At 65.7% G+C, this 23,977-nt stretch carries 29 protein-coding genes; 6 read left to right on the top strand and 23 right to left on the bottom strand.

Annotation, left to right across the window (positions count from 1 at the left end):
* Positions 1-60: 60 nt before the first annotated feature.
* The 5 genes from AC1RTA_RS02790 to AC1RTA_RS02770 form a co-directional block, all read right to left on the bottom strand.
* Entirely contained in the window at positions 61-1,239 is a 1,179-nt protein-coding gene (locus AC1RTA_RS02790; RefSeq protein ID WP_014238251.1) for an acetyl-CoA C-acyltransferase family protein, read from the bottom strand.
* 27 nt (positions 1,240-1,266) lie between these two features.
* Positions 1,267-2,187 carry a CobD/CbiB family protein gene (locus AC1RTA_RS02785; protein WP_014238252.1) on the bottom strand — a complete coding sequence of 307 codons (921 nt, stop codon included), beginning with the start codon at positions 2,185-2,187 and terminating at the stop codon, positions 1,267-1,269.
* Positions 2,188-2,355: 168 nt separating this feature from the next.
* Positions 2,356-2,982: a CoA pyrophosphatase gene (locus tag AC1RTA_RS02780; RefSeq protein WP_014238253.1), complete on the bottom strand. Its 627-nt coding sequence runs from the start codon at positions 2,980-2,982 to the stop codon at positions 2,356-2,358.
* A complete protein-coding gene (locus AC1RTA_RS02775) occupies positions 2,966-3,226 on the bottom strand; it encodes a hypothetical protein (protein WP_014238254.1) in 261 nt (86 codons plus the stop codon). The genes AC1RTA_RS02780 and AC1RTA_RS02775 overlap by 17 nt, the downstream gene beginning before the upstream one ends.
* Before the next feature lie 21 nt (positions 3,227-3,247).
* The gene (locus AC1RTA_RS02770) at positions 3,248-3,850 is read right to left on the bottom strand and encodes a retropepsin-like aspartic protease family protein (protein WP_492783450.1); all 603 of its coding nucleotides are present in this window, start codon (positions 3,848-3,850) and stop codon (positions 3,248-3,250) included.
* Between the two features lie 70 nt (positions 3,851-3,920).
* On the opposite strand from AC1RTA_RS02770, the gene AC1RTA_RS02765 reads away from it, so the two are divergent.
* Positions 3,921-4,631 (top strand): type 1 glutamine amidotransferase, encoded by a 711-nt coding sequence (locus tag AC1RTA_RS02765; RefSeq protein ID WP_416244060.1) that lies wholly within the window; start codon positions 3,921-3,923, stop codon positions 4,629-4,631.
* Between the two features lie 66 nt (positions 4,632-4,697).
* Here AC1RTA_RS02765 and AC1RTA_RS02760 read toward each other — a convergent pair whose 3' ends face one another.
* The 6 genes from AC1RTA_RS02760 to AC1RTA_RS02735 are packed head-to-tail and all read right to left on the bottom strand — an operon-like array spanning position 4,698 to position 9,121.
* Complete coding sequence (locus AC1RTA_RS02760) at positions 4,698-5,192, bottom strand: YajQ family cyclic di-GMP-binding protein (RefSeq protein WP_130458877.1); 495 nt, start codon at positions 5,190-5,192, stop codon at positions 4,698-4,700.
* 12 nt (positions 5,193-5,204) lie between these two features.
* Positions 5,205-5,519 carry a pyrimidine/purine nucleoside phosphorylase gene (ppnP, locus tag AC1RTA_RS02755; protein ID WP_014238258.1) on the bottom strand — a complete coding sequence of 105 codons (315 nt, stop codon included), beginning with the start codon at positions 5,517-5,519 and terminating at the stop codon, positions 5,205-5,207.
* The gene (locus tag AC1RTA_RS02750) at positions 5,519-5,740 is read right to left on the bottom strand and encodes a DUF2788 domain-containing protein (protein ID WP_014238259.1); all 222 of its coding nucleotides are present in this window, start codon (positions 5,738-5,740) and stop codon (positions 5,519-5,521) included. Before AC1RTA_RS02750 ends, ppnP begins: the two co-directional genes overlap by 1 nt.
* Before the next feature lie 12 nt (positions 5,741-5,752).
* A complete protein-coding gene (locus AC1RTA_RS02745) occupies positions 5,753-6,982 on the bottom strand; it encodes an argininosuccinate synthase (RefSeq protein WP_130458878.1) in 1,230 nt (409 codons plus the stop codon).
* An 18-nt stretch (positions 6,983-7,000) separates the two neighbouring features.
* Positions 7,001-7,924 carry an ornithine carbamoyltransferase gene (gene argF / locus AC1RTA_RS02740; protein WP_014238261.1) on the bottom strand — a complete coding sequence of 308 codons (924 nt, stop codon included), beginning with the start codon at positions 7,922-7,924 and terminating at the stop codon, positions 7,001-7,003.
* Positions 7,925-7,948: 24 nt separating this feature from the next.
* Positions 7,949-9,121 (bottom strand): aspartate aminotransferase family protein, encoded by a 1,173-nt coding sequence (locus tag AC1RTA_RS02735; protein WP_205229966.1) that lies wholly within the window; start codon positions 9,119-9,121, stop codon positions 7,949-7,951.
* 214 nt (positions 9,122-9,335) lie between these two features.
* Here AC1RTA_RS02735 and AC1RTA_RS02730 point away from each other — a divergent pair, with 214 nt between their 5' ends.
* Positions 9,336-10,100, top strand: a complete 765-nt coding sequence (locus AC1RTA_RS02730) for a ParA family protein (RefSeq protein WP_152088846.1) — start codon at positions 9,336-9,338, stop codon at positions 10,098-10,100.
* A 48-nt stretch (positions 10,101-10,148) separates the two neighbouring features.
* Here AC1RTA_RS02730 and AC1RTA_RS02725 read toward each other — a convergent pair whose 3' ends face one another.
* Positions 10,149-10,367 carry a hypothetical protein gene (locus tag AC1RTA_RS02725; protein WP_014238264.1) on the bottom strand — a complete coding sequence of 73 codons (219 nt, stop codon included), beginning with the start codon at positions 10,365-10,367 and terminating at the stop codon, positions 10,149-10,151.
* A 290-nt stretch (positions 10,368-10,657) separates the two neighbouring features.
* On the opposite strand from AC1RTA_RS02725, the gene AC1RTA_RS02720 reads away from it, so the two are divergent.
* Positions 10,658-10,951 (top strand): DUF3579 domain-containing protein, encoded by a 294-nt coding sequence (locus AC1RTA_RS02720; RefSeq protein ID WP_014238265.1) that lies wholly within the window; start codon positions 10,658-10,660, stop codon positions 10,949-10,951.
* A gap of 146 nt (positions 10,952-11,097) precedes the next feature.
* Here the strand turns inward: AC1RTA_RS02720 and rpsT are convergent, their stop codons facing one another.
* The gene (gene rpsT / locus AC1RTA_RS02715; RefSeq protein ID WP_014238266.1) at positions 11,098-11,364 is read right to left on the bottom strand and encodes a 30S ribosomal protein S20; all 267 of its coding nucleotides are present in this window, start codon (positions 11,362-11,364) and stop codon (positions 11,098-11,100) included.
* 171 nt (positions 11,365-11,535) lie between these two features.
* On the opposite strand from rpsT, the gene murJ reads away from it, so the two are divergent.
* Together murJ and AC1RTA_RS02705 are read left to right on the top strand one after the other, a co-directional pair.
* Complete coding sequence (murJ, locus tag AC1RTA_RS02710; RefSeq protein WP_492783892.1) at positions 11,536-13,080, top strand: murein biosynthesis integral membrane protein MurJ; 1,545 nt, start codon at positions 11,536-11,538, stop codon at positions 13,078-13,080.
* Between the two features lie 35 nt (positions 13,081-13,115).
* Positions 13,116-13,745: a YbhB/YbcL family Raf kinase inhibitor-like protein gene (locus AC1RTA_RS02705; protein WP_014238268.1), complete on the top strand. Its 630-nt coding sequence runs from the start codon at positions 13,116-13,118 to the stop codon at positions 13,743-13,745.
* Here AC1RTA_RS02705 and AC1RTA_RS02700 read toward each other — a convergent pair.
* Positions 13,735-14,880 carry a MalY/PatB family protein gene (locus AC1RTA_RS02700; RefSeq protein ID WP_492783891.1) on the bottom strand — a complete coding sequence of 382 codons (1,146 nt, stop codon included), beginning with the start codon at positions 14,878-14,880 and terminating at the stop codon, positions 13,735-13,737. The two genes, AC1RTA_RS02705 and AC1RTA_RS02700, sit on opposite strands and share 11 nt — an antisense overlap.
* Positions 14,881-14,882: 2 nt before the next feature.
* Entirely contained in the window at positions 14,883-15,269 is a 387-nt protein-coding gene (locus AC1RTA_RS02695) for a cupin domain-containing protein (protein ID WP_492783890.1), read from the bottom strand.
* A gap of 138 nt (positions 15,270-15,407) precedes the next feature.
* Here AC1RTA_RS02695 and AC1RTA_RS02690 point away from each other — a divergent pair, with 138 nt between their 5' ends.
* A complete protein-coding gene (locus tag AC1RTA_RS02690) occupies positions 15,408-16,166 on the top strand; it encodes an SDR family oxidoreductase (RefSeq protein ID WP_492783889.1) in 759 nt (252 codons plus the stop codon).
* A 65-nt stretch (positions 16,167-16,231) separates the two neighbouring features.
* Here the strand turns inward: AC1RTA_RS02690 and AC1RTA_RS02685 are convergent, their stop codons facing one another.
* From AC1RTA_RS02685 to AC1RTA_RS02650, 8 genes are all read right to left on the bottom strand, one after another.
* The gene (locus AC1RTA_RS02685; protein WP_287873810.1) at positions 16,232-18,301 is read right to left on the bottom strand and encodes a sodium-translocating pyrophosphatase; all 2,070 of its coding nucleotides are present in this window, start codon (positions 18,299-18,301) and stop codon (positions 16,232-16,234) included.
* 116 nt (positions 18,302-18,417) lie between these two features.
* Entirely contained in the window at positions 18,418-19,686 is a 1,269-nt protein-coding gene (locus AC1RTA_RS02680; RefSeq protein WP_492783888.1) for a 6-phosphofructokinase, read from the bottom strand.
* Between the two features lie 16 nt (positions 19,687-19,702).
* On the bottom strand, positions 19,703-20,356 hold the full coding sequence (gene adk, locus AC1RTA_RS02675; RefSeq protein ID WP_014238274.1) for an adenylate kinase: 654 nt from the start codon (positions 20,354-20,356) through the stop codon (positions 19,703-19,705).
* 148 nt (positions 20,357-20,504) lie between these two features.
* A complete protein-coding gene (gene kdsB, locus AC1RTA_RS02670) occupies positions 20,505-21,284 on the bottom strand; it encodes a 3-deoxy-manno-octulosonate cytidylyltransferase (RefSeq protein ID WP_130458887.1) in 780 nt (259 codons plus the stop codon).
* A 20-nt stretch (positions 21,285-21,304) separates the two neighbouring features.
* On the bottom strand, positions 21,305-21,481 hold the full coding sequence (locus tag AC1RTA_RS02665; RefSeq protein WP_014238276.1) for a Trm112 family protein: 177 nt from the start codon (positions 21,479-21,481) through the stop codon (positions 21,305-21,307).
* A complete protein-coding gene (gene lpxK / locus AC1RTA_RS02660; RefSeq protein WP_492783887.1) occupies positions 21,432-22,523 on the bottom strand; it encodes a tetraacyldisaccharide 4'-kinase in 1,092 nt (363 codons plus the stop codon). Before lpxK ends, AC1RTA_RS02665 begins: the two co-directional genes overlap by 50 nt.
* A gap of 3 nt (positions 22,524-22,526) precedes the next feature.
* Entirely contained in the window at positions 22,527-22,946 is a 420-nt protein-coding gene (locus tag AC1RTA_RS02655; RefSeq protein ID WP_014238278.1) for an ExbD/TolR family protein, read from the bottom strand.
* A 14-nt stretch (positions 22,947-22,960) separates the two neighbouring features.
* Positions 22,961-23,566, bottom strand: a complete 606-nt coding sequence (locus tag AC1RTA_RS02650) for a MotA/TolQ/ExbB proton channel family protein (RefSeq protein WP_014238279.1) — start codon at positions 23,564-23,566, stop codon at positions 22,961-22,963.
* Positions 23,567-23,977: the final 411 nt, after the last annotated feature.

Here is a 23,977-nt window from a genome sequence, read left to right as displayed (position 1 = left end):
TAGACGAAAAAAAGCCCGACGGGATGGCTCCCGCCGGGCTTTTCAGCCTAAGCCGTTGTTTTAGATGCGTTCGTAGATGGTGGTGATGCCCTGGCCACCGCCGATGCACATGGTGGCCATGCCGTAACGGGCACCGGTACGCTGCATTTCATGCAACAACTTGGTGACAATGACGCCGCCGGTTGCACCAACCGGGTGCCCCAGGGCAATGGCGCCGCCATTGACGTTGGTCTTGGCGGGGTCCAGGCCCAGGCCCTTGGCCACGGCCAGGGACTGGGCGGCAAAGGCTTCGTTGGACTCGACCAGGTCGATCTGGTCCAGGGTCAGGCCGGCCTTCTGCAGGGCCAGCTTGGAGGACGGGATCGGACCTTCGCCCATGATTTCGTTGGGCACGCCGGCGATGGCGTAGGACACCAGGCGGGCGATGGGCTTGTGACCGGCAGCGGCAGCCTTGGCGGCATCGGCCAGCACCAGGAAGGCAGCGGCGTCATTGATGCCGGAAGCGTTGCCGGCGGTGACGGAACCGTCCTTCTTGAAGGCGGCCTTCATCTTGGCCAGAGCTTCCATGGTGGTGGCGCGGGGATGCTCGTCGGTATCGAAGACCACGTCGCCCTTCTTGGTCTGGAAGGTGATGGGCACGATCTGGCTCTTGAAGCGGCCTTCGGCGATGGCCTTGGCGGCGCGGTTCTGGGATTCCAGGGCGAAGGCGTCCTGCTCTTCCCGGGTCAGGCCCCACTTGGTCACCAGGTTTTCGGCGGTGATACCCATGTGGCCGACGCCGAAGGGGTCGGTGAGGACGGAAACCATGGCGTCGATGGCTTTGGTGTCGCCCATGCGGGCGCCGGAGCGCAGGGCCGGCAGCAGGTAGGCGCCGCGGGACATGACTTCGACACCGCCGCCGATGGCGTAGTCGGCGTCACCCAGCATGATGGCCTGGGCGGAGGAGACGATGGCCTGCATGGCGGAACCGCACAGGCGGTTCACGGCGAAGGCCACGGAATCCATGGACATGCCGCCCTGGATGGTGGCCAGGCGGGCGACGTAGGCGTAGCGGGTTTCGGTGGGGATACAGTTGCCGACGGTGGCAAAGGTCACGGCCTTGGGATCCACACCGGCACGGGCAATGGCTTCCTTGACGACCAGACCACCCAGCTCGGCGGGCTCCATGCCAGCCAGGGAACCGCCAAAACCACCCACAGCGGAACGAACGGCGGACAGAACTACGATTTCCTTGCTCATGAGCATCTCCTTGTTATAACTGACTTATCAACCCACCCAAGTGGCGAGCCCGATCAACAGCAACAGCAACAGCCACAGCACCAGGGCCCGCCAAACCAGGCCCACCGTGCTCTGCATGAAATCCACATCGGCTTCCTCGCCGACCCCCAGCTCGGCCCGGTCGGTGACCTCGCCGCCTTCCACCAGGGGCTGGCCGAGACGCACGCCGAGGGCGCCGGCACCGCTGGACAGCACGATGCCCAACTCGTGGTCGGCCCACTGGCCGGCCTGGGTGCGCCAGCAATAGACCGCATCCTCGAAATCGCCGACCACGGCAAAGGCGGCAGCGGTGGCCCGCAGGGGCAGCCAGTCGATGATGGCAAAGATTTGTTGTGAAAATTTGCCAAAGTCGCCGAATTCTTCATCCTGCCGCTGGCCCCAGCGCTCGGCCAGAATGCCGGCGAGGCGGTACAGCACCGCACCGCAGGGACCGGGAAGCAGGACGAAACAGAGGATCACCGCAAAAACATGGCGATGGGAAGCGGCCAGGGCCTCCTCGATGGCCAGGCGGGCCACTTCGCTGGACGACAGCCCTTCGGCGGAACGGCCCCGCCATTCGGCCAGAAGCTGTCGGGCCCGGGGTACGTCGCCCATGCGCAGGGCCAGGTGAATGTCGGTGAAATGGTGGCTGAACTGGCGGAAGCCCATGGTCAGATACAGCACCAGGACGTTCCAGGCCCACCCCAGCAGCGGCGTCACGGCACAGAGCAGGTAATAGATGCCGGCCGCCAGCAGTACCGGCGGCAGCACGGCGGCCAGCCAGGCGATCAGGCCATGCCGCGAGTCGCCGGCGTTGAGGCGCGACTCCAGGAAGTCGGCATAGCGACCCACCGGTTCCAGCAAAAGGCGATTGGGTAGCGGCCGGAACTGTTCGAGGAACAGGGCCGCGATCAGGGAAAAAAGGCTCATCCCGAACTTGAGGCGCGATGTTGATCGGAAGCAGGGAACCGCCTGGCAGGTGGCTCGGCGCGGAAACCACGCAACCGCCAAATGCTTTGCCAGCGCCCCTGTCGGAGAAGGTCCAAGATAACACATTTCGCCCCGGCCTGCAGATGACAGCCGGGAGCGGCGGGCATCCTACAGCGGTGTCGCCGGGTAGCCGAGACGGTCGGCCAGGGAGACGATCATGCCGGCGGTGGCGCCCCAGATGAAGTAGTCGCCATAGGGCATGGCGAAATAGTGGCGCAGCCGCCCCCGCCACTCCCGGGAGTGGCGCTGGCGATTGGCCGGGTCCAGGAGGAAGGCCAGGGGTACTTCGAAAACTTCGGCCACCTCGAAGGGGTCGGGCCGCAGGGTGAAGGGCGGGCGCACCAGGCCCACCACCGGGGTGACGCGAAAGCCAGTGCTGGTGCGGTACTCCGGCAGGTAGCCGAGCACTTCCACCAGCTCCGGGGACATGCCGATCTCTTCCTCGGTCTCCCGCAGGGCGGTGTGGATGGGGGACTGGTCCACCTCCTCCACCCGGCCGCCGGGAAAGCTGACCTGGCCGCCATGGTCCCGCAGGTGGGAGGTGCGCTGGGTCAGCAGCACCGTGGGATGGCTTTCCCGCAGCACGATGGGAAAGAGGACGGCAGCCGGCGTCAGGGTTTCGTTGCCGATGCCGTCTTCCAGGATCGGCGGGGCAGCCAGGGGTTCGGCGGAAAGGCTGGCACGGAGGCGCTCCAGGTCCACCACGCCGGCGGGACCGTCAATGGGTTTCAGCACCGCTTTCCTCGATCTCGGCACTGACGGCCTGCAGGGCGTCCTGCAGGGTTTCTTCCGGCAGGCGGTTGATGTGGGTCGCCACCAGATCGGCGGCCTCCACGGCACCGACCGGCAGGCGCTTGCTGTCCAGGCCGGCGATGAGGCTGGCGGCGGCACCGACGATCTGCAGCAGCAAGTGACGCTCGCCCATGAGCAGTTCCAGTTCTTCGCGCAGCAGGGCGATTTCCTGATCACGTTGGGGCATTGGGGGTTCCTCCAGGGGGAATCAATAACGTTTTTTTAGAATCATGCGCTGCCCGTCCCGCTGCATTTCCATGCGGTTGAGAAAACTCATGCCGAGCAGGGCGATGGGCATGTCACTCTCGTGCACCAGGCCATCCACATCGGTCAGGGTGACGTCGCCGATGCGCACGGTGGACAGAAGTACCTTATACACCCGCGCCGTGCCGTTGGCTGTCTGGGTATAACCGACCTGGGCATTGCGCAGGTCGAGGCCCAGACGGCGGGCATCGGACGCGCCGATGGAAACCATGGTAGCACCCGTGTCCACCAGGAAGCGGATGGTGCCGCCGTTGATGTTGCCGGTGGCGTAGAAATGGCCGCTGGCATCGGAAGACAGGGTCAGGGTGGGGGTGCGGTCGGAAGATTGCTGGGAGACGACGCTCTGGCCCACCCGCAGGGTGCGCCGCTTGCCGTCCACCTCGATGATGGCGGCACCGTCCTCCACCGCCACCAGCTTCACGCCCTGCTCCGTCTTCTGGCCCACGGCCACGCCCTTGGGCGGGGCGCCGTCGATGACCAGCAGGGCCTTGTTGGGAAAGACGCCGGCAATGCCGACTTCGACAGCCTGCAGGGGCGCTGCCAGCAAAAGACATAGGCATGACAGCCAGCCCAGACTAGAATGCCCCGTCGCCATCCTTCCGCCCCATTTCCCTGCCATGCGTCCCGTTGCCATTTTTCGCCATACTCCGACAGAAGGTCCGGGCTATTTTGCCACATTCCTGGAAGGCCACGGCATCGCCTGGGAGCTGATCCCCGTGGATGCCGGCGCCCCCGTGCCGGCCTCGCCGGAGGCCTATGCCGGCCTCTGTTTCATGGGTGGCCCCATGAGTGTGAACGACCCCCTGCCCTGGATCGACCATACCTGTGCCCTGATCCGCAGCGCCGTCGCTGCCGGCATCCCGGTGCTGGGGCACTGCCTCGGCGGCCAGCTCATGGCCAAAGCCCTGGGCGGCCAGGTAACGCCGAATCCAATCAAGGAAATCGGCTGGGGCACGGCCCGCATCGAGGAGGGTGAAATTCCCGGCCACTGGTTCAACGGCCTGGGGGGCGAAGTCACCGTTTTCCAGTGGCACGGCGAAACTTTCTCCCTGCCGCCCCAGGCCGTGCGCCTGCTCACCAACGATTTCTGCGCCAACCAGATGTTCGCCCTGGGGCCCCACCTGGCCATGCAGTGCCATGTGGAAATGACGCCGGAGCTGATCGCCACCTGGAGCAGCGACTGGGCGGACGAAGCCCGGGCCGCCGCCCGGCATCCTGCCGGCCAGACGCCCGAGCAGATGGTGGCCGAAATCGAATGGCGCCTGCCCGCCATGCGGCAGCTGGCCGACCGCCTGTACGGGGCCTGGATCGCCAACCTGCGCCGCTGACCGGACTACGGCAAAAGAAAACGGCGCCCGCGGGCGCCGTTTTTCATGCAGGCGGAGAATGCCGGTTCAGTCGCGGAAATTGCCGTACTTGATGGGGAAGTCGGTGATGGACTTCTTCACCAGGGCAATGGTTTCCTGCAGCACATCGCGCTTGGCGCCGGTGACGCGCACCGTGTCGCCCTGGATGGCAGCCTGCACCTTGAGCTTGGAGTCCTTCACCAGCTTGACGATCTTCTTCGCCAGCTCGCTCTCGATGCCGATCTTGATCTTCAGGTCCTGCTTCACCTTGTCGCCGGAGACCTTCTGCACGGCCTGCTGGTCCAGGCGCTTGACGCAGTCCGGCTCCTTCTTTTCCATTTCGGGAAAGAGGATGGTCTTGATCTGGTCGAGCTGGAAGTCGGAGTCGCCGTAGACCGTGATGACCTTGTCCTTCTCGTTGAGCTCCACCTTGGCGGTGGTGCCCTTGAAGTCGTGGCGGCCGACGATCTTCTTGCCGGTGGCATCGACGGCGTTCTTCAGCGCCACCATGTCCACTTCAGAGGAAAAATCGAAAGACGGCATGACGATCCTCGCTTAACCGAAGTAGCAGACGTAGTGGTAGGGCTCGCCGGTCACTTCGATGTCGAAGCTGGAATTGCCCGGCACGTTGAAGGACTCACCGGCACCGGAGGTCTTCCATTCCGTCTCGCCCTTGAGGCGATAGCGGCAGGCACCGGCCACGGTTTCCATGACTTCGGGAGCGCCGGTGTTGAAGGTCAGGCTGGCGGGCAGGATCACGCCCACGGTCTTCTTGGAGCCGTCGGCGAAAATCACGGTGTGGCTGACGCACTTGCCGTCGAAGTAGACGTTGGCAGCCTTGACCACGGAAACATTATCGAATTGAGACATCAGATTCCCCACAATTTCTGGATGAAGGTCTTGGAGATGAAGCCGAGCATCCCCAGAGACAGCACGAAAAACAGGACGAAGGTACCGACCTTGCCGGCCTTGGACTTGTAGGCCAGCTCGCCGATGATGAACAGCATGTAGAGGATGAAAGCCCCGATCCCGAAAGTGACGCCGAATTCGGAGATCTGGGCTTCCGTAAAGCCGAAGAGGGTGCTTTCCACCAAACCCTCCGCTTAACCCTTGCGTGCCTTGAGGTTGGCGGCGATGCGCATGCGCAGGGCGTTGAGCTTGATGAAGCCGCCCGCATCCTTCTGGTCGTAGGCGCCGGCATCGTCCTCGAAGGTGGCGATGGTCGGGTCGAACAGGGAGTCGGTCTTGGAATCGCGGCCGACCACGATGACGTTGCCCTTGTACAGCTTGAGACGAACGGTACCGTTCACGGTCTGCTGGGTGTGGTCGATCAGGGTCTGCAGGGCCTTGCGCTCGGGCGCCCACCAGTAGCCGTTGTACACCAGGCTGGCGTAGCGGGGCATGAGGTCGTCCTTGAGGTGGGCGACTTCCCGGTCCAGGGTGATGGATTCGATGGCGCGGTGGGCGCGCAGCAGGATGGTGCCCCCCGGGGTTTCATAGCAGCCGCGGGACTTCATGCCGACGTAGCGGTTTTCCACCAGGTCCAGGCGGCCGATGCCGTGCTTGCCGCCCAGCTCGTTGAGCTTGGCCAGCAGTTCGTGGGCCTTCATCTTCTGGCCGTTGATGGCCACCAGGTCGCCCTGGACGAATTCCAGATCCAGGTATTCGGCGGCATCGGGAGCGTTCTCCGGGGAGACGGTCCAGCGCCACATGTCTTCCTCGGCCTCGGCGGCGGGGTTCTCCAGGTGACGGCCTTCGTAGGAGATGTGCAGCAGGTTGGCGTCCATGGAGTAGGGAGAACCGCCCTGCTTGTGCTTCATCTCGACGGGGATGCCGTGCTGCTCGGCATAGGCCAGCAGCTTCTCGCGGGACAGCAGATCCCATTCGCGCCAGGGGGCGATGACCTTGACGCCGGGCTTGAGGGCGTAGGCGCCCAGCTCGAAGCGCACCTGGTCGTTGCCCTTGCCGGTGGCGCCGTGGGAGATGGCATCGGCACCGGTCAGGTTGGTGATCTCGATCAGGCGCTTGGCGATCAGGGGGCGGGCGATGGAGGTGCCCAGCAGGTACTCGCCTTCATAGACGGTGTTGGCGCGGAACATGGGGAAGACGAAGTCGCGCACGAATTCTTCGCGCAGGTCGTCGATGAAGATGTTCTCGGGCTTGATGCCGAACTTCAGGGCCTTGGTGCGGGCCGGTTCCAGTTCCTCACCCTGGCCCAGGTCGGCGGTGAAGGTCACCACTTCGCACTGGTAGGTATCCTGCAGCCACTTGAGGATGACGGAGGTGTCGAGGCCGCCGGAGTAGGCGAGAACCACTTTCTTGATGTCGCTCATGATGCTTCCCTGCAAAGATTAAGAATTGACGCGACCCAGGAGCAGATACTCCATGAGGGCCTTCTGGGTGTGCAGCCGGTTCTCCGCCTCATCCCAGACAGCGGACTGGGGACCGTCGATCACTTCAGCGGTCACTTCCTCGCCACGGTGGGCCGGCAGGCAATGGAGGAAAATGGCGTCGGACTTGGCGATACGCATCATGTCGCCATCGACCTGCCAGTCGGCGAAGTCCTTCAGGCGTTCCTCGTTTTCAGCTTCGAAACCCATGGAGGTCCACACGTCGGTGGTGACGATGTCGGCCCCCTTGGCCGCTTCCATGGGATCGCTAAATTGCTCGAAATTGGCGGTGCCGTAGAGGCCCGCCCGTTCCGCTTCCACCTCGTAGCCCGGGGGCGTGGAGACGTGGACGTTGAAGTCCAGCACTTCGGCCGCCTGCAGCCAGGTGTTGCAGACATTGTTGGAATCACCGATCCAGGCCACGGTCTTGCCCTGGATGGGGCCCCGGTGCTCGATGTAGGTGAAGATGTCGGCCATGATCTGGCACGGGTGGTATTCGTTGGTCAGGCCGTTGATCACCGGCACCCGGGAGTTGGCAGCGAAGCGCTCGATGATCTCCTGCTCGAAGGTGCGGATCATGACGATGTCGCTCATGCGGGAGATGACCTGGGCCGCATCTTCCACCGGCTCGCCGCGGCCCAGCTGGGAATCGCGGGTATTGAGGTAGATGGCGGAACCGCCCAGCTGCTGCATGCCGGCCTCGAAGGAGAGGCGGGTACGGGTGCTGGCCTTCTCGAAAATCATCACCAGGGTGCGGTCGGTCAGGGGCCAGTACTGCTTGTAGTTCTTGAACTGGTCCTTGATCCAGCGGGTGCGCGCGAACAGGTAGTCGAACTCTTCCCGGGTGAAATCCTTGAACTGCAGAAAATGCTTGATTGACGACATAGTGGTCTCCCCTCCCCGACTGCCTCAGGCCGTCAGGAACTCCTTGATCAGGGCGGCCAGGCGCTGCACCAGCTCCTGGGTATCCGCCGCGCTGAAAGTCAATGCAGGCAACAGGCGCACCACCTTCTCGGCGGTGACGTTGATCAGCAGGCCGGCCTCCAGGCCCTTGGCCACCAGTTCGCCGCAGGGGCGGTCCAGCTCGATGCCCAGCATCAGGCCCTTGCCGCGAATCTCCACCAGGCCGCTGACACCGGCCAGGGCTTCGCTGAGCCCGCGACGGATGGCCTCGCCCTGGGCCACGGCGTTTTCCCGCAGCTTTTCTTCCTCGATGCAGGCGATGGTGGTCAGGGCCGCGGCACAGGCCAGCGGATTGCCGCCGAAGGTGGAGCCGTGGTTGCCCGGTTTGAACAGGCCGGCAGCCTTGCCGGCGGTCATGCAGGCGCCGATGGGCACACCGGAGCCCAGGCCTTTGGCCAGGGTGGCCACGTCGGGCAGGATGCCGGCGTGCTGGAAGCCGAACCAGGTGCCGGTACGGCCCATGCCGCACTGCACTTCGTCGCACATCAGGAGCCAGTCCTTCTCGTCGCACAGACTGCGCAGGCCGCGCTGGAATTCCGGATCGGCCACATGGATGCCGCCTTCGCCCTGCACCATTTCCAGCAGCACGGCCACCACATTGGGATTCAGCTCGGCGGCGGCGCGGATGGCGTCCAGGTCGTTGTACGGCACCCGCACGAAACCGGAGACCAGGGGCTCGAAGCCGGCCTGGGCCTTGCGGTTGCCGGTGGCCGACAGGGTCGCCAGGGTGCGGCCGTGAAAGGCCTTTTCCATGACGATGATGACCGGCGCATCGACGCCCTTCTGATGGCCGAAGAAGCGGGCCAGCTTGATGGCGGCCTCGTTGGCCTCGCAACCGGAGTTGCAGAAAAAGACCTCTTCCATGCGGGAAAGCCCGGCCAGACGATCGGCAAGCTCCTCCTGCAGGGGAATCCGGTATAGATTGGAGGTGTGCAGCACCCGAGCCGCCTGGCTGGCGATGGCATTGACCAGCTTGGGATGGTTGTGACCCAGGGTATTGACGGCGATGCCGGACAGGGCGTCCAGATAACACTTGCCGTCGGTATCGTAGATCCGGTTCCCCTCGCCATGGCTGAAAGCCACCGGCAGGCGGGCGTAGGTATTCATCAGGTGGGGCATGACCTTGCCTTGAAGTGACGGGCGAGGGGCGCGAGAATGACAAACGGCGGCCAGTGCCGCCGCCGTGGCGCCCCCGTACCCGGTGCTGTGCTGTAGTGAAAAGCCCAGAAATACGGGGTTGCTAAAGGTTGAATACTAAGCGAAAAACGCCGCCTTGTATAGGCGACACCCGGCCCGAGAGTGCCGTAAAACCTAGACCGAACAGGACTCCAACATGCCCCGGCTGGCGATCTTCAACCAGAAAGGCGGCGTCGGCAAGACGACCACCACCCTCAACCTTGCCGCCGCCAGCATCCGCCACAACCGCCCGCCCCTGCTCCTGGACCTGGACCCCCAGGGACACCTCTCCAGCATCCACGGCGGCGCCCCCAACCAGGTGGAGCACACCCTCTATTCCTTCTACCAGGACAACCGCCCCCTGGGCGACCTGGAACTGCCCTGGCCGGAGATCGGCACCCTGATCCCCTCGCACCAGCAGCTGATCAAGGTGGACTCCATCTACGGCAAGGGCCCCACCATCCTCAACAAGCTGCGCCTGGGGCTCAACCACCTGGAAGAGAGCAAGGGCGAACGGGTCACCCTGATCGACTGCTGCCCCTACGTGGGCGTCCTGGCCCTCAACGCCATCTTTGCCGTGGAACGGGTGCTGATCCCCGTCTCCACCGACTTCCTCTCGCTCCAGGCCGCCTTCCACATGGCCCGCACCCTGGACATCCTGGAGCCGGTGCTGAAGCGGCGCGTGGCGCGGCGCTACGTGCTCACCCGTTTCGACAGGCGCCGGCGCATGAGCGAGGACATCCGCCAGCGCCTCTGTGCCGCCTTCGGCGACGAGGTCTGCCGCACCGCCATCTCCGAGAACGTGGCGGTCGCCGAAAGCCCCTCCCTCAACCAGGACGTGTTCACCCACGCCTTTGCCAGCAATGGCGCCCAGGACTACCTGGCCCTGCATGACGAACTGCGGGGCAGCGACTTCCTCTGAAATGCAAAAGGGCGCCGCAGCGCCCTTTGTTACCGGAATACCGTCCGCTCAACCGGACAGCAAATCCACCACCTCCTCGAAACTGGCCCCGGCCCGGCCGGTCACCGCCAGACGGCGGGCCTCCAGCACCTCGCAGTCCCGGTACATCTGGCGCAGCTTGCGCTGGGCTTCACCCTCATCGCGTCCCTGAATGGTCAGATGATCCACCACCGCACCGGTACGGGTGCGGATGCGGAAACTGAACTTGGTGAAAAAGACGGGCGTCACAATGACCCCCTTTAATTCAATGGGATGGGATGCAGTATATGCACAGACATTTAACTATGCAACGCACCACCATAATTTCATTGAACATTCTCGAAAGCAAAACCTGCCGACACCCGTTCCCGGGAAAATCCGCCCGCCGCCAGCGACGACGAATGCGGCATTTCTGCTAGAATGCTTCGCGGCGCACGGAGGAGCCTCCCCGCCAATGCAGTCGGACATCATCCCGACATCCACACCACCCCGACCGGCACCCACAAGGCACCGGCGAGTCGATAAGAATACGTGGAGACATGACAACAGACGCAGCCCCCAACTTCATCATTGTCGGCCTGACCCGGGAGGGGCGAAAATTTCGCCCCAGCGACTGGGCTGAACGCCTGTGCGGCGTCATGTCTGCCTTTGGCGCCGAAAAGAAGATGAAATACTCCCCCTTCGTCGGCCCCTGCACCTTCCAGGGCGAAAAAGCCGTGTTCGTGGACGCCCAACTGGGCCGCCTCGAACCCATGGCCTACAAGTTCATGCTCAACTTTGCCAACGACAACGAACTGCAGGTCGTCGAAGGCGCGGAACGCCCCCACAACTGACGCTCCGGTATCGGCCGGCATCCCGCCGCCGAAGCACGCTTACTCCACACCCGACACCAGCAAGACCACGAATACCGGCTCCCCGGGAGCCAGAAAACAAAAACGGCACCCGCAGGTGCCGTTTTTTTCATCCGGAGACCGGGAGATCAGGCAGCCAGGGCCTTGATCGCAGCGGACAGGCGGCTCTTGTGACGGGAGGCCTTGTTCTTGTGGATGATTTTCTTGTCGGCAATACGGTCCAGAACGGCGACGGATTGCTGGAATACGGTTTGTGCGGCAGCCTTGTCGCCGGCCAGAACGGCCTTCTGGACGCGCTTGATAGCCGTACGCAGCGTGGAGCGCAGGCTGGCATTGTGAGCGCGTTGCTTCTCGGACTGGCGCGCGCGTTTGCGGGCTTGAGCGCTGTTGGCCATGAATTCTTCCTGAAAACGGGGGTTAATCGAAAGGGCGCGAGTTTAACGGTTCGCCAGGAAAAAGGCAAGCACTACATGCAATTGACCTTTTCGCCCCGCCCGCGGCCCGGGGACGGGCTAATATAGCGCCTTCGCCACGCCGCCGGCACCCCGGCCCCACGCTTCCCGTCTATGAATCTGCTTCGCGCCCTGGTCACCGTCAGCGGCATGACCCTGCTCTCCCGCCTGCTCGGCTTCGTCCGGGACTTCGTCATCGCCCGGGCCTTCGGCGCCGGCCTGGCCACCGACGCCTTCTTCGTCGCCTTCAAGCTGCCCAACCTGCTGCGCCGCCTCTTTGCCGAGGGGGCCTTCTCCCAGGCCTTCGTCCCCATCCTGGGGGAGTACAAGAATCGCCGCGGTGCAGAAGAGGCGCGCCACCTGGTGGACCGGGTCGCCACCCTGCTCTTCCTCATCCTGACCCTGGTCACCGCCCTCGGCATCGTCGGCGCCCCCATCCTGGTTTATATCTCCGCCCCCGGCTTCGCTGCCGAGGCGGAAAAGTTCGAACTGACGGTGACCCTGACCCGTATCACCTTCCCCTACATATTGTTCATGTCCCTGGTGGCCCTGTCGGGGGGCATCCTCAATACCTGGAGCCGCTTTGCCCTGCCGGCCTTCACGCCGGTGCTGCTCAATGTCAGCTTCATCGCCCTGGCCCTCTTCGCCACGCCCTGGTTCGACCAGCCGGCCCTGGTGCTGGGCTGGGCCGTCTTTGTCGGCGGCGTGCTGCAACTGGGGCTGCAACTGCCGGCCCTGCGCCGCATCGGCATGCTGCCCCGCTTCCGCTTCGACTGGAAGGACGAGGGGGTGCGCCGCATCCTGCGCCTGATGGCCCCGGCGGTGCTGGGCGTCTCGGTCAGCCAGGTGAGCCTGCTCATCAACACCGTCTTCGCCTCCTTCCTGCAGAGCGGCTCCGTCTCCTGGCTCTACTACGCCGACCGGCTCATGGAATTCCCCTCCGGCCTGCTGGGCGCCGCCCTCGGCACCATCCTCCTGCCCTCCCTGGCCAAGTACCACGCCGACGGCAAGGGCGAGGACTATGCCCGCCTGCTCGACTGGGGCCTGCGCCTGTGCCTGCTGCTGACCTTGCCGGCAGCCCTGGCCCTGGCCATCCTGGGCGTGCCCCTGATCGCCACCCTCTTCCACCACGGCGCCTTCACCGGCGGCGATGTGTTCCACACCCGGGACGCCCTGGCGGCCTACGCTGTGGGCCTCACCGGCCTGATCCTGGTCAAGGTCCTGGCGCCCGGCTTCTACGCCCGGCAGAACATCCGCACCCCGGTGAAGATCGCCCTGGCCTCCCTCTGCGCCACCCAGGCAATGAACCTGCTCTTTGTCGCCATCTTCAACCTGGGACATGCCGGCCTGGCCCTTTCCATCGGCTTGGCCGCCTGCCTCAACGCCTTCCTGCTGTACCGGGGCCTGCGCCGGCACGACATCTACCGGCCCCAGGCGGGCTGGCTGCCGTTCCTACTGAAGCTGCTGGCAGCCCTGGCAGTGCTCGGCGCCGCCCTGTGGCTGGGCATGGGCCGGGAGGCAGACTGGCTGCTCTACTCCACCCTGCAACGCCTATGGCACCTGGGAGCCCTGGTGGCCGGCGGCATCTTCGCCTACTTCGCCACCCTTTATGCGCTTGGCTTTAGAATGAGGGACTTCAAACGCCGGGCCGCGGAATAGTCCGACGACCGGCACTTTTCAAGGAGGAGTGCAACGTGAAACTGGAAAGCAAGAGCTTCAGCGACGGCCAGCCGATTCCCGGGGAATTCGCCTTCTGTATCCCCCACGCCCAGCACCACGTTTGCCTCGGGGGTAACCACAACCCCCACCTCCGCTGGAGCGACGTGCCCATCGGCACCCGCTCCTTCGCCCTCATCTGCCACGACCCCGACGTGCCGTCCACAGGCGACGACGTGAACCAGGAAGGCCGCAGCGTGCCGGCCGACCTGCCCCGGGTGGATTTCTTCCATTGGGTACTGACGGACATCTCCGCCATGCGCCGGGAAATCCGGGCCGGCGAGTTCTGCAGCGAAGTGACGCCCCGGGGCAAGCCCGGCCCCGCCAGCCTGGAAGGCAGCCGCCACGGCATCAACGACTACACCGGCTGGTTCGCCGGCGACGGCGACATGAGCGGCGACTACTACGGCTACGACGGCCCCTGCCCGCCCTGGAACGATGCCCTGCGGCACCGCTACGTATTCACCATCTACGCCCTGGACGTGGAACAGCTGCCGGTGACGGGCCGCTTCAGCGGCGCCGACCTGCGCCAGGCCATGGAGGGCCACATCCTGGCCCAGGCCCAGCTGACCGGCACCTACAGCCTCAACCCTGCCCTCAAGGCCTGAGCAGCCGCCCCATGCGCTCCAGGGCTACCTCCAGGGTGGCCCCGGGGCAGCCGAAATTGAGACGGACAAAACCGGGAGCGCCAAACTCCCGGCCGTCCGACAGCCCCACGCCGGCGGTCTCGAAAGCCCGGGCCGGCCCCTCCAGGCCGCTCTGCCGCGCGTCGATCCAGGCCAGATAGGTGGCTTCCGGCGCCACCATCTCCAGCCCCGGCCAGCCGGCCACCGCCTGCACCACCCTCTCCCGGTTCTGCCGCAGATAGGCCAGCAGAGCCTCGCGCCACGGCTCGCCGTGGGCGTAGGCGGCACCGCAGGCGGCCAGTCCCAGCACATTGACGTGGGGCACAATGCCCGCCATGGCCCGGGTGAAGCGGCGACGGATGGTGCTGTCGGGAATCACCGCGAAGGCGCAGGACAGCCCCGGGATGTTGTAGGTCTTGGAGGGCGCCATGAGGGTGACGCTGCGCCGGGCGGCTTCGGCGTCAAGGCAGGCGAAAGGCAGGTGGCGGGCGCCGGGCTCCAGTTGCAGGTCGGCGTGGATTTCGTCGGAGCAGACCAGCACGTCGTAACGCCCGCACAGCTCTGCCACCGTCTCCAGTTCGCTCCGGCTCCAGGCCCGGCCCACCGGATTGTGGGGATGGCAGAGGAGCAGCAGGGACGGCCGGGGATCGGCCTGCAGCGCCGCTTCCAGGGCAGCGAAGTCCCAGCACCAGCGCCCCTCCTGGCAGTGCAGCGGCACCGTGGCCAGGCGCCGCTCCGACAGGGCCGGAGCGGCGAGGAAGGGCGGATAGACGGGCACTGCCGAGAGCACCGTCTCCCCCGGCTCCGCCAGACCCCGGCAGGCCACGTTGAGACCGGTGACCAGGCCGGGCAGCCACACCAGCCACTCGGCCTGCACCTGCCAGCCGTAATCCCGGTCCAGGGCCTGCAACACGCTCCCGGTCACCTCTGGCGTGGCCCCGCCGTAACCGAAGACGCCGTGATCCACCCGCTGCCGCAGGGCTTCCAGCACCGCCGGCGGTGCCGCGAAATCCATGTCGGCCACCCACAGGGGCAGCACGTCCCGGCCGGCGTAGCGGCCCCACTTGAAGCTGTCGCTGCCCCGGCGCTCCACCGGGGTATCGAAATCGAAGGTCATGGTCAGACGCCGCTCCCCGCTTCCAGCAGTTCCGTATCGTCGTGGCGGTAGGCCGGGCTGCAGGCGCACAGCACCACCAGGGGCTGGTCGCCGCTGTTCTCCAGGGCATGGGCGGTGCCCGGGGCGATATGCACGGTATCGCCGACGGCGATGAGGAAACGCCGCTCCCCCAGGGTCATGACGCCGTGGCCGGCGGTGACGTGATACAGCTCCTCGCTCAGGTGGTGCCGGTGCAGCAGGGTGCGCGTTCCCGGCGGCACCGTGGCCTCGGCTAGGCTCTGCTGGCGGTTGCCGTGGACGTCGGGATGCATCAGTTCGCGGATTTCCGAGCCGTCCTTGGTGCGGTAGGCGGGAATGTCGGCGCGGGCGGTATGAAAGACAGGGCTCATGGCGGCAGTCAGGCGTGGCGGAGGAAGCATGCTGCCACAGACCCGCCCCCCGGGGAAACGCCCATGGACGCCGCCGGTCCGGCCCGCTAAGCTGGGCCGGCGGGGCGATAGCCGCCCCATGACACAAGGAGTCAGCCCATGCACAAGACCCTCCTCATCACCGGCGGTTCCCGCGGCATCGGTGCCGCCACCGTGCGCCTGGCGGCCCGGTCCGGCTACGCGGTGTGCTTCAGCTACCGCCAGGATACGGCGGCGGCGCAACAGCTGGTGGCGGAAGTGACCCGGGAGAGCGGCCGGGAAGGCGCGCCGATATTGGCTTTCCAGGCCGACATCAGCCGTGAAGAGGAAATCCGGGCCCTCTTCGCCGCGGCGGAACAGCGGTTCGGCCCCCTCACGGCCCTGGTCAACAACGCCGGCATCCTGGAGCACCAGACCCGGGTCGAGGACATGGACGGGGATCGCCTGCAGCGCATCTTCGCCACCAACGTCGTCGGCACCTTCCTCTGCTGCCGGGAAGCGGTACGCCGCCTGTCCACCCGCCATGGCGGCCACGGCGGCGCCATCGTCAATCTTTCCTCCCGCGCCGCCCGCCTGGGCGCGGCCGGGGAATACGTGGACTACGCCGCCTCCAAGGCCGCCATCGAAACCCTCACCCTGGGTCTGGCCCGGGAGGTGGCGGCGGAAGGCATCCGCGTCAATGCGGTGGCTCCCGGCCTCATCGACACCGACATCCATGCCAGCGGCGGCGAGCCGGGCCGGGTGGAGCGGCTGCGAACGGGCATTCCCATGCAGCGGGGCGGCACGCCGGAGGAAGTGGCCAAGGCCATCCTCTGGCTGCTGTCGGAAGACGCCTCCTACACCACCGGCGCCATCCTGGACGTGGCCGGCGGCCGCTAGTCCGCCGCCGGCACGGCCATGAAAAAAGGCGGCCGCAGCCGCCTTTTGCTTGCCGGAGGAAAGCCTCAGGCCATCAGTTTCACCACCAGGGGCACGATCAGCAGGGCCACGATGTTGATGATCTTGATCAGGGGATTCACCGCCGGGCCGGCGGTGTCCTTGTAGGGGTCGCCCACGGTATCGCCGGTGACGGCTGCCTTGTGGGTATCGGAACCCTTGCCGCCGAAGTGGCCGTCCTCGATGTACTTCTTGGCGTTATCCCAGGCACCGCCGCCGGTGGTCATGGAGATGGCGACGAAGAGACCGGTGACGATGGTGCCCATGAGCACCCCGCCCAGGGCCTTGGGCCCGAGGAAGAGGCCCACCAGCACCGGCACTGCCACGGGCAGGATGGAGGGAATGATCATTTCCTTGATGGCGGACTTGGTCAGCATGTCCACCGCCCGGGAGTAATCGGGCTTGGCCGTGCCTTCCATGATGCCCTTCACTTCGCGGAACTGGCGCCGCACCTCCTCCACCACCGAACCGGCAGCCCGGCCCACGGCCTCCATGGCCATGGCGCCGAACAGGTAGGGGATCAGGCCGCCGATGAAGAGGCCGACGATCACCATGTGGTCGGAAAGGTCGAAGGAAAGCTTGAGGCCTGCCGTCTCCAGGGCGTGGGTGTAGTCGGCGAACAGCACCAGGGCGGCGAGGCCGGCGGAACCGATGGCGTAGCCTTTGGTCACGGCCTTGGTGGTGTTGCCCACCGCATCCAGGGGATCGGTGACACCGCGCACGGAGTCGGGCAGCTCGGCCATTTCGGCGATGCCGCCGGCGTTGTCCGTGATGGGGCCGTAGGCGTCCAGGGCGACGACGATGCCGGTCATGGAGAGCATGGAGGTGGCGGCGATGGCGATACCGTAGAGGCCGGCCAGGCCGTAGGAGACCAGGATGGCGACGCACACCGAGAGCACCGGCAGGGCTGTGGACTTCATGGACACCCCCAGGCCGGCGATGATGTTGGTCGCATGGCCGGTCTGGGAGGCCGAGGCCACGTGCTTCACCGGCGCATAGTCGGTGCCCGTGTAGTACTCGGTGATCCACACCAGCACGGCGGTCAGTACCAGGCCGACGACGGAGGCGCCGAAGATGGCATTGACGCCGATGACCTTGCCGTCTGCCAGGGGCACGCCTTCCGGCAGCATCCAGGTGGTGACCGGGTAGAAGGCGATCAGGGCCAGCACGCCGGCCACCGCCAGGCCGCGGTAGAGGGCGGCCATGATCTTGCCGCCTTCCGTGGTCTTGACGAAGAAGCAGCCGATGATGGAGGCGATGATGGAGACGCCGCCCAGGGCCAGGGGATAGACCACCAGGTTGTCGTTGGCCGCCGGCACGCCCTTGAGCATGAGGGCGCTCAGCACCATGGTGGCCACCACGGTCACGGCGTAGGTCTCGAACAGGTCGGCCGCCATGCCGGCGCAGTCGCCGACGTTGTCGCCCACGTTGTCGGCGATCACGGCGGGGTTGCGCGGGTCATCTTCCGGAATGCCGGCTTCCACCTTGCCCACCAGGTCGGCGCCCACGTCGGCGCCCTTGGTGAAAATGCCGCCGCCGAGACGGGCGAAGATGGAGATGAGGGAGCCGCCGAAGGCCAGGCCCACCAGGGGCTCGACGATGTGGTGGATTTCCGTGCCGGGCGCAGCGCCGGCCTTGAGCACGGCGTAGTAGCCGGCCACGCCCAGGAGCGCCAGGCCCACCACCAGCATGCCGGTGATGGCGCCGCCCTTGAAGGCCACGTCCAGGGCCGGGGCGATGCCGCCCCGGGCAGCCTCGGCGGTGCGCACGTTGGCCCGCACCGAGACGTTCATGCCGATGAAGCCGGTGGCACCGGAGAGCACGGCACCGATGAGGAAACCGATGGCGGTGCTCCAGGCGAGGAAAATGCCGATGACGACGAACAGCACCGCACCGACGATGCCGATGGTGGTGTATTGCCGGTTGAGATAGGCGGATGCCCCCTGCTGGATCGCCTTGGCGATTTCCTGCATCCGCTCGTTGCCGGCGGGCAGGCTGAGGATCCACTTGCTGGAGATGGCGCCGTAAAGCACCGCCAGCACCGCACACACTAGCGCTAACAACAGACCTGATGACATGAACTCCCTCCTAGATAGTGGTAAAGCTCAGGCCGTTCGGGCGATGGTCCGTCCTTACGGTCCGGTTTGCTACAGAGAAACAAACCTTTCCTGCCGCGCCGGGGCGATGCTGGGTCTTACACCTTGAACTCTCCCAGCTGCCGGGGCACGGCAATATTCTTCAGACTGACGTAATCGGGCAGGCCGTGCCGGTAGGGCGGATAGTCCTCCCCTTCGATCAGGGGCGCCAGGTAGGCACGGCACTTGTCGGTGATGTGGAAACCGTCGGCGCTGATGAAATCCGCCGGCATCTTGCGTTCCACATTGGCCACGTCCTTCAGTTCGGCCACGCCCACTTCCCAGCGGTAGGGCGCGTCGGCGAGGCGCTGCACGGTGGGCATCACCGCATTGCGTCCGGCCACGGCCAGCTCCACCGCCGCCTTGCCCAGGGCATAGGCCTGGTCGGCATCGGTCTTGGAGGCGATGTGGCGGGCTGCCCGCTGCAGGTAGTCGGCCAGGGCCCAGTGGTACTTGTGGCCCAACTTGTCCTTGATCAGCTGGGCGATCCACTGGCCGGCGCCGCCCAGTTGGGAATGGCCGAAGGCATCCTTGCCGCCCTGCTCGGAAACGAACTTGCCGTCGGCCGTCTTCAGGCCTTCGGAGACGGCGATGGTGCAATAGTCGTAGCGGTCTACGCACTGCTGCACCCGGGCCAGGAAGGCGGTCTCGTCGAAGGGCACTTCGGGGAACAGCAGGATGTGGGGCGGCTGGCCGGAATCGGCCCCGCTGCCGGAAGCCAGGCCGCAGGCGGCGGTGATCCAGCCGGCATGGCGGCCCATGACTTCGAGGACGAAAATCTTGGTGGAAGTGCGGGCCATGGAGGCCACGTCCAGCCCCGCTTCGCGGATGGAGGTGGCGACATACTTGGCCACGGAGCCGAAGCCCGGGCAGCAGTCGGTGAGAGGCAGATCGTTGTCCACCGTCTTCGGTACGCCGACGCAGATCAGCGGGTGGCCCATCTTCTCGGACAGCTGGGAAACCTTCCAGGCGGTGTCCATGGAATCGTTGCCACCGTTGTAGAAGAAATAGCCGATATCGTGGGCGCGGCAGACCTCGATCAGGCGCTCGTACTGGGCCCGGTGCTCTTCGATGGACTTGAGTTTGTAGCGGCAGGAGCCGAAGGCGGCTCCCGGGGTGGTGCGCAGCCGGGCGATGTCCGCGGGGGACTCCAGGCTGGTGTCGATCAGGTCTTCGGTGAGGGCGCCGACGATGCCGTTGCGCCCGGCGAAGACCTTGCCGATTTTGTCCGGATGGGCCCGCGCCGTCTCGATGACGGCGCAGGCGGAGGCGTTGATCACGGCGGTGGGCCCGCCGGACTGGGCGTAGAAGGCGTTTTTCACCGCCATGGTGATCCGCCTCCCCTTACTTCAGCGCTGCGAAAGCCGCGTTCTTGATGTCTTCCACGGAACCGACGCCGGCGATCTTGCGGTACTTGGGGGCGTTGGCGTCGCCGGTGGCGGCCCACTTGCCGTAGTAATCCACCAGGGGCTTGGTCTGGGAGTGATACACGTCCAGGCGCTTCTTGACGGTTTCTTCCTTGTCGTCGTCGCGCTGGATCAGGTCTTCACCGGTCTCGTCGTCCTTGCCGGCCACCTTGGGCGGGTTGAAGGTGACGTGGTAGGTGCGGCCGGAGGCCACATGCACGCGACGGCCGCTCATGCGGGAGATGATGTCGCTGTCGGGCACATCGATTTCCAGCACGAAGTCGATGGCCACGCCGGCAGCCTTCATAGCTTCGGCCTGGGGAATGGTGCGGGGGAAACCGTCGAACAGGTAGCCGGCCTTGCAGTCGTCCTGCTGCAGGCGGTCCTTCACCAGACCGATGATGATGTCGTCGGAAACCAGGCCGCCGGCGTCCATCACCTTCTTGGCTTCGATGCCCAGGGGGGTGCCGGCCTTGACGGCGGCACGCAGCATGTCGCCGGTGGAAATCTGGGGGATGCCGAATTTTTCGCGGATGAATTGGGCCTGGGTGCCCTTACCGGCGCCGGGAGCGCCGAGGAGAATCAGTCGCATGGAGTCCTCGGAATGTGTGCGATGACGTGATGTCAGTCAGAAGTGCGTTGATTGAATTTATGTTTTTGTACAGGTCTGGCGCTGTTCTGGCGGCGGCCTTGGGGAAGCCGCTGGGGTTGTGTTCACCCCTCTTTTTAAGGAGCGAAAATTACTCGGAAATTCCTTCTCGGTCAAACCATTTGCGCATGCGCACCGCATCTTCCGGGGTATCCACGCCGGGGGCCGGCAGGCTATCGGAAATGGCCACGCTGATGCGGTAGCCGTGCCACAGGGCCCGCAGCTGCTCCAGGCATTCGAACTGCTCCAGGGGCGAGACGGCCAGGCCGGAGTAGGCCTTGAGGAAGGCGGCCCGGTAGGCGTAGAGGCCGATGTGGCGGTAGGCGGGGAAGTCCGTCGGCAGGGTTTCACCGCCGCCTTCCCGGGCGAAATGGTCCCGGGCGTAGGGGATGGGCGCCCGGGAGAAATACAGGGCGTCGCCGTCGGCCTTGCACACCAGCTTGACGATATTGGGATTGAAGAAATCGGCGGCCTCGGACAGGCCGTGGCCCACGGTGGCGATGTCGGCCCCGCTCTCGGCCAGGCGGTTCGCCGTGGCGGAAATCAGTTCCGGCTCGATGAGGGGCTCGTCGCCCTGCACATTGACCACCAGGGTGTCGTCGCTCCAGCCCCGCAGGGCCACCACTTCGGCCAGCCGGTCGGTGCCGGTGGGATGGTCGTCCCGGGTCAGCAGCACATTGAGGCCGTGGGCCCGGCAGGCCGCCTCCACCTCCCGGTGGTCGGTCGCCACCCAGATTTCCTCGGCGCCGGAAAGAGCCGCCCGTTCCGCCACCCGCACCACCATGGGCTTGCCGCCCAGGTCCAGCAGGGGCTTGGCCGGCAGGCGGGAGGAAGCGTAGCGGGCGGGAATGACGACCTTGAAGCGTTGCATGGCGGGATTCCGGGCAGGGCTCAGTTTTCGTCCTGGCCCAGGGTGCGGGCTTCTTCCTCGAGCATGATGGGAATGTCGTCCCGCACCGGGAAGGCCAGCTTGCAGGGCTTGCAGACCAGTTCCTTCTGCTCCTTGCGGTACTCCAGACTACTCTTGCACACCGGGCAGACCAGGATGTCCAGCAACCGTGCGTCCATTGATTTTCTCCAGAACAAAAGCGGATAGGTCGGGGGTCAGCTGGGCGTCCACCGGCAACACCCAGGCTTCACCCCCGTAGATGGCCGCGCATTTTACCCCATCCTTGGCGGTGGTAAGGAGCACGCCGTCCCGGGCGAAGGCCAGGTCGGCGGCAGTGTAGGCGTGGTGGTCGGGAAAGGCCCGGGCCTCCACCGTCAGACCCAACTCGGCCAGGGTGCGGAAAAAGCGCTGGGGATGGCCGATGCCGGCCACGGCGTAGAGCCGCTTGCCGGCCAGGTCGGCGGCGCTGCATTGCCGGGACGGGTCCTGCAGGCCATGGAACGATGCGGGCCGCAGGTCCATGCGGAACAGGGGCGGCGTCGCCGCCTTGGCGGAGAAAAGCAGTTCGGCGGCCATGCCGTTGCCCACTACCGCATCCACCTGGGCCAGGCGCTGCCGCGGCTCCCGCAGGGGGCCCACCGGCAGCAGGCGGCCGTTGCCCAGGCCGCGCACGTCGCACACGGCGATTTCCACGTCCCGGGCCAGGCGGTAGTGCTGCAGGCCGTCGTCGCAGAGGATCAGGTTGCAATCGGGGGATGCCGCCAGCAGGGCCCGGGCCGCCGCCGCCCGGTCCCGGCCGATCCATACCGGACAGCCGCTTTCCCGGGCCAGCAGCAGGGGCTCGTCGCCCACCTGTGCGGGCGTCGCCTCGGGGCTGACGGCCGCCACGCCCTCCTGGGCGCTGCCGTAGCCGCGGCTGACGATGCCCGGACGCAGGCCGGCGGCCCGCAGCTGTCGGGCCAGATAGAGGGTCAGGGGAGTTTTGCCGGCACCGCCGACGATGATGTTGCCCACCACCACCACGGGCACCGGCAGGCGCGCCGAACCCAGCCAGCCGTGGCGGAAGGCCAGGCGGCGCAGGGCCGTCAGGCCCCGGAACAGCCAGGAGATGGGGGTCAGCAGATTGAACAGCAGGGTGTCGAACCAGGCCGGAGCGCCATCACCCCGGCGCGGCAAGGCGCCGCGAAACCAGAACTTCTGCAGTCGCGGGCCTAGGGCCATGCCTTATTTCTGGGGCGCCTGGGTGGCGAAGGAGATGCGGGGATAGCCGGCGCTCTGGGCCGCCTGCATCACGTCCACCACGCTCTGGTGGGTGGCCTTGGCGTCCGCATTGATGACGATGACCGGGTCTTTCTGGCTACCGGCGGCCCGGCGCAGGGCCTCGGCGATGACCGGCACGTCGGGCGTGCTCAGGGGCGACTTGTTGACCAGCACCTGGCCGCTGGCGGTGACGGCCACGCTGACTTCCTGGGGCTGCTCCGGATTCTGGGAGGAATCGGCGGTGGGCAGATTGATTTCCAGGCCGGAGAACTTGGCGTAGGTGGTGGTGAGCATGAGGAAGATGATGATCACCAGGAGCACGTCGATCAACGGAATCAGGTTGATCTCCGGCTCCTCCCGGTGGCGGCCTTGACGGAATTGCATGATCGGGCGCCCGCTCAGTTACGTTCGCCGTGGACCACTTCCACCAGCTTCACCGCCTGCTGCTCCATCTCGATGACGAAGCTGTCCACCAGGGCGCGGAAGTGGCGCCAGAAGATCATGGCGGGAATGGCGATCACCAGACCGAAGCCGGTGTTGTAGAGGGCGATGGAAATGCCGTGGGCCAGCTGCATGGGGTTGGCACCGGTGGGCGCCTGGGAGCCGAAGATCTCGATCATGCCGACGACGGTGCCGAAGAGGCCCATCAGGGGGCTGATGGAGGCGATGGTGCCGAGGGTGGTGAGGTAGCGCTCCAGCTCGTGGGTGACGCCGCGGCCGGCTTCCTCGATGGATTCCTTCATCACTTCGCGGCTGCTCTTGACGTTGCGCAGGCCGGCGGCCAGCACCCGGCCCAGGGGCGAACCCTGTTCCAGGGCGTTGATGGCGGCTTCATTGACGGTTCCCTGGCGCACTTCGCCGACGACCCGGGCCAGCAATCCTTCGGGAGCCACCTTGCTGCGGCGCAGGGCCACCAGACGTTCGATGATGAGGGCAAGGGCGATGATGGATGCGAACAGCAGGGGCCAGATGGGCCAGCCAGCAGCCTGGATGATGGCGAACACGGAACCTCCGAAGGGTCTTTTTAAGCCCGCAACTTTAGCCTGCCCCTCATGCTTCGGGCAAGTCCCGCCCGCCCGGCGGCAGCCCGGCCGGAGCGTCCCTTTGCCCGGCCCGCCCCGGGCCCGGCATCCCGGAGGAATTTTCCACCGGCATGGCAGGCCCGGGGCGGGCTTATCCCGGCTTATCCACAAAACCTGTGGATAACTTTGTGGATAGCCTGTCATCAAATTGTCTAAGTCGGGCTGGGACAAGGGTTTTTCTTGCTCTGCCGCAAAAAGGGGCACTCCACAACAATTCATTTAAAAACATGGAGATAAGATAAATCCACAACAGGCAAGGGATATTTTTCCGCCGTTCCCCCCGGCTCGGCGGCGGGCCGGCTGACGTAAAATGGCGCCCATGCCCGACTACCC

The organism is Azospira sp. MPR-E4 (assembly GCF_058809645.1).
Note: the sequence above shows the minus strand (reverse complement) of the source record. Positions and strands in the feature narration are given on the sequence as shown.

Excerpts from the sequence above, each read along its gene's own strand:
- AC1RTA_RS02700 (WP_492783891.1), bottom strand. The coding sequence starts at position 14,880 with ATGACCTTCGATTTCGATACCCCGGTGGAGCGCCGGGGCAGCGACAGC.
- AC1RTA_RS02720 (WP_014238265.1), top strand. The coding sequence starts at position 10,658 with ATGACAACAGACGCAGCCCCCAACTTCATCATTGTCGGCCTGACCCGG.
- murJ (WP_492783892.1), top strand. The coding sequence starts at position 11,536 with ATGAATCTGCTTCGCGCCCTGGTCACCGTCAGCGGCATGACCCTGCTC.
- AC1RTA_RS02685 (WP_287873810.1), bottom strand. The coding sequence starts at position 18,301 with ATGTCATCAGGTCTGTTGTTAGCGCTAGTGTGTGCGGTGCTGGCGGTG.
- AC1RTA_RS02745 (WP_130458878.1), bottom strand. The coding sequence starts at position 6,982 with ATGAGCGACATCAAGAAAGTGGTTCTCGCCTACTCCGGCGGCCTCGAC.
- argF (WP_014238261.1), bottom strand. The coding sequence starts at position 7,924 with ATGTCGTCAATCAAGCATTTTCTGCAGTTCAAGGATTTCACCCGGGAA.
- AC1RTA_RS02680 (WP_492783888.1), bottom strand. The coding sequence starts at position 19,686 with ATGGCGGTGAAAAACGCCTTCTACGCCCAGTCCGGCGGGCCCACCGCC.
- ppnP (WP_014238258.1), bottom strand. The coding sequence starts at position 5,519 with ATGTCTCAATTCGATAATGTTTCCGTGGTCAAGGCTGCCAACGTCTAC.
- AC1RTA_RS02790 (WP_014238251.1), bottom strand. The coding sequence starts at position 1,239 with ATGAGCAAGGAAATCGTAGTTCTGTCCGCCGTTCGTTCCGCTGTGGGT.
- AC1RTA_RS02735 (WP_205229966.1), bottom strand. The coding sequence starts at position 9,121 with ATGCCCCACCTGATGAATACCTACGCCCGCCTGCCGGTGGCTTTCAGC.
- kdsB (WP_130458887.1), bottom strand. The coding sequence starts at position 21,284 with ATGCAACGCTTCAAGGTCGTCATTCCCGCCCGCTACGCTTCCTCCCGC.
- AC1RTA_RS02760 (WP_130458877.1), bottom strand. The coding sequence starts at position 5,192 with ATGCCGTCTTTCGATTTTTCCTCTGAAGTGGACATGGTGGCGCTGAAG.
- AC1RTA_RS02690 (WP_492783889.1), top strand. The coding sequence starts at position 15,408 with ATGCACAAGACCCTCCTCATCACCGGCGGTTCCCGCGGCATCGGTGCC.
- AC1RTA_RS02785 (WP_014238252.1), bottom strand. The coding sequence starts at position 2,187 with ATGAGCCTTTTTTCCCTGATCGCGGCCCTGTTCCTCGAACAGTTCCGG.
- AC1RTA_RS02730 (WP_152088846.1), top strand. The coding sequence starts at position 9,336 with ATGCCCCGGCTGGCGATCTTCAACCAGAAAGGCGGCGTCGGCAAGACG.
- AC1RTA_RS02765 (WP_416244060.1), top strand. The coding sequence starts at position 3,921 with ATGCGTCCCGTTGCCATTTTTCGCCATACTCCGACAGAAGGTCCGGGC.
- AC1RTA_RS02655 (WP_014238278.1), bottom strand. The coding sequence starts at position 22,946 with ATGCAATTCCGTCAAGGCCGCCACCGGGAGGAGCCGGAGATCAACCTG.
- lpxK (WP_492783887.1), bottom strand. The coding sequence starts at position 22,523 with ATGGCCCTAGGCCCGCGACTGCAGAAGTTCTGGTTTCGCGGCGCCTTG.
- AC1RTA_RS02665 (WP_014238276.1), bottom strand. The coding sequence starts at position 21,481 with ATGGACGCACGGTTGCTGGACATCCTGGTCTGCCCGGTGTGCAAGAGT.
- AC1RTA_RS02695 (WP_492783890.1), bottom strand. The coding sequence starts at position 15,269 with ATGAGCCCTGTCTTTCATACCGCCCGCGCCGACATTCCCGCCTACCGC.
- adk (WP_014238274.1), bottom strand. The coding sequence starts at position 20,356 with ATGCGACTGATTCTCCTCGGCGCTCCCGGCGCCGGTAAGGGCACCCAG.
- rpsT (WP_014238266.1), bottom strand. The coding sequence starts at position 11,364 with ATGGCCAACAGCGCTCAAGCCCGCAAACGCGCGCGCCAGTCCGAGAAG.
- AC1RTA_RS02775 (WP_014238254.1), bottom strand. The coding sequence starts at position 3,226 with ATGCCCCAACGTGATCAGGAAATCGCCCTGCTGCGCGAAGAACTGGAA.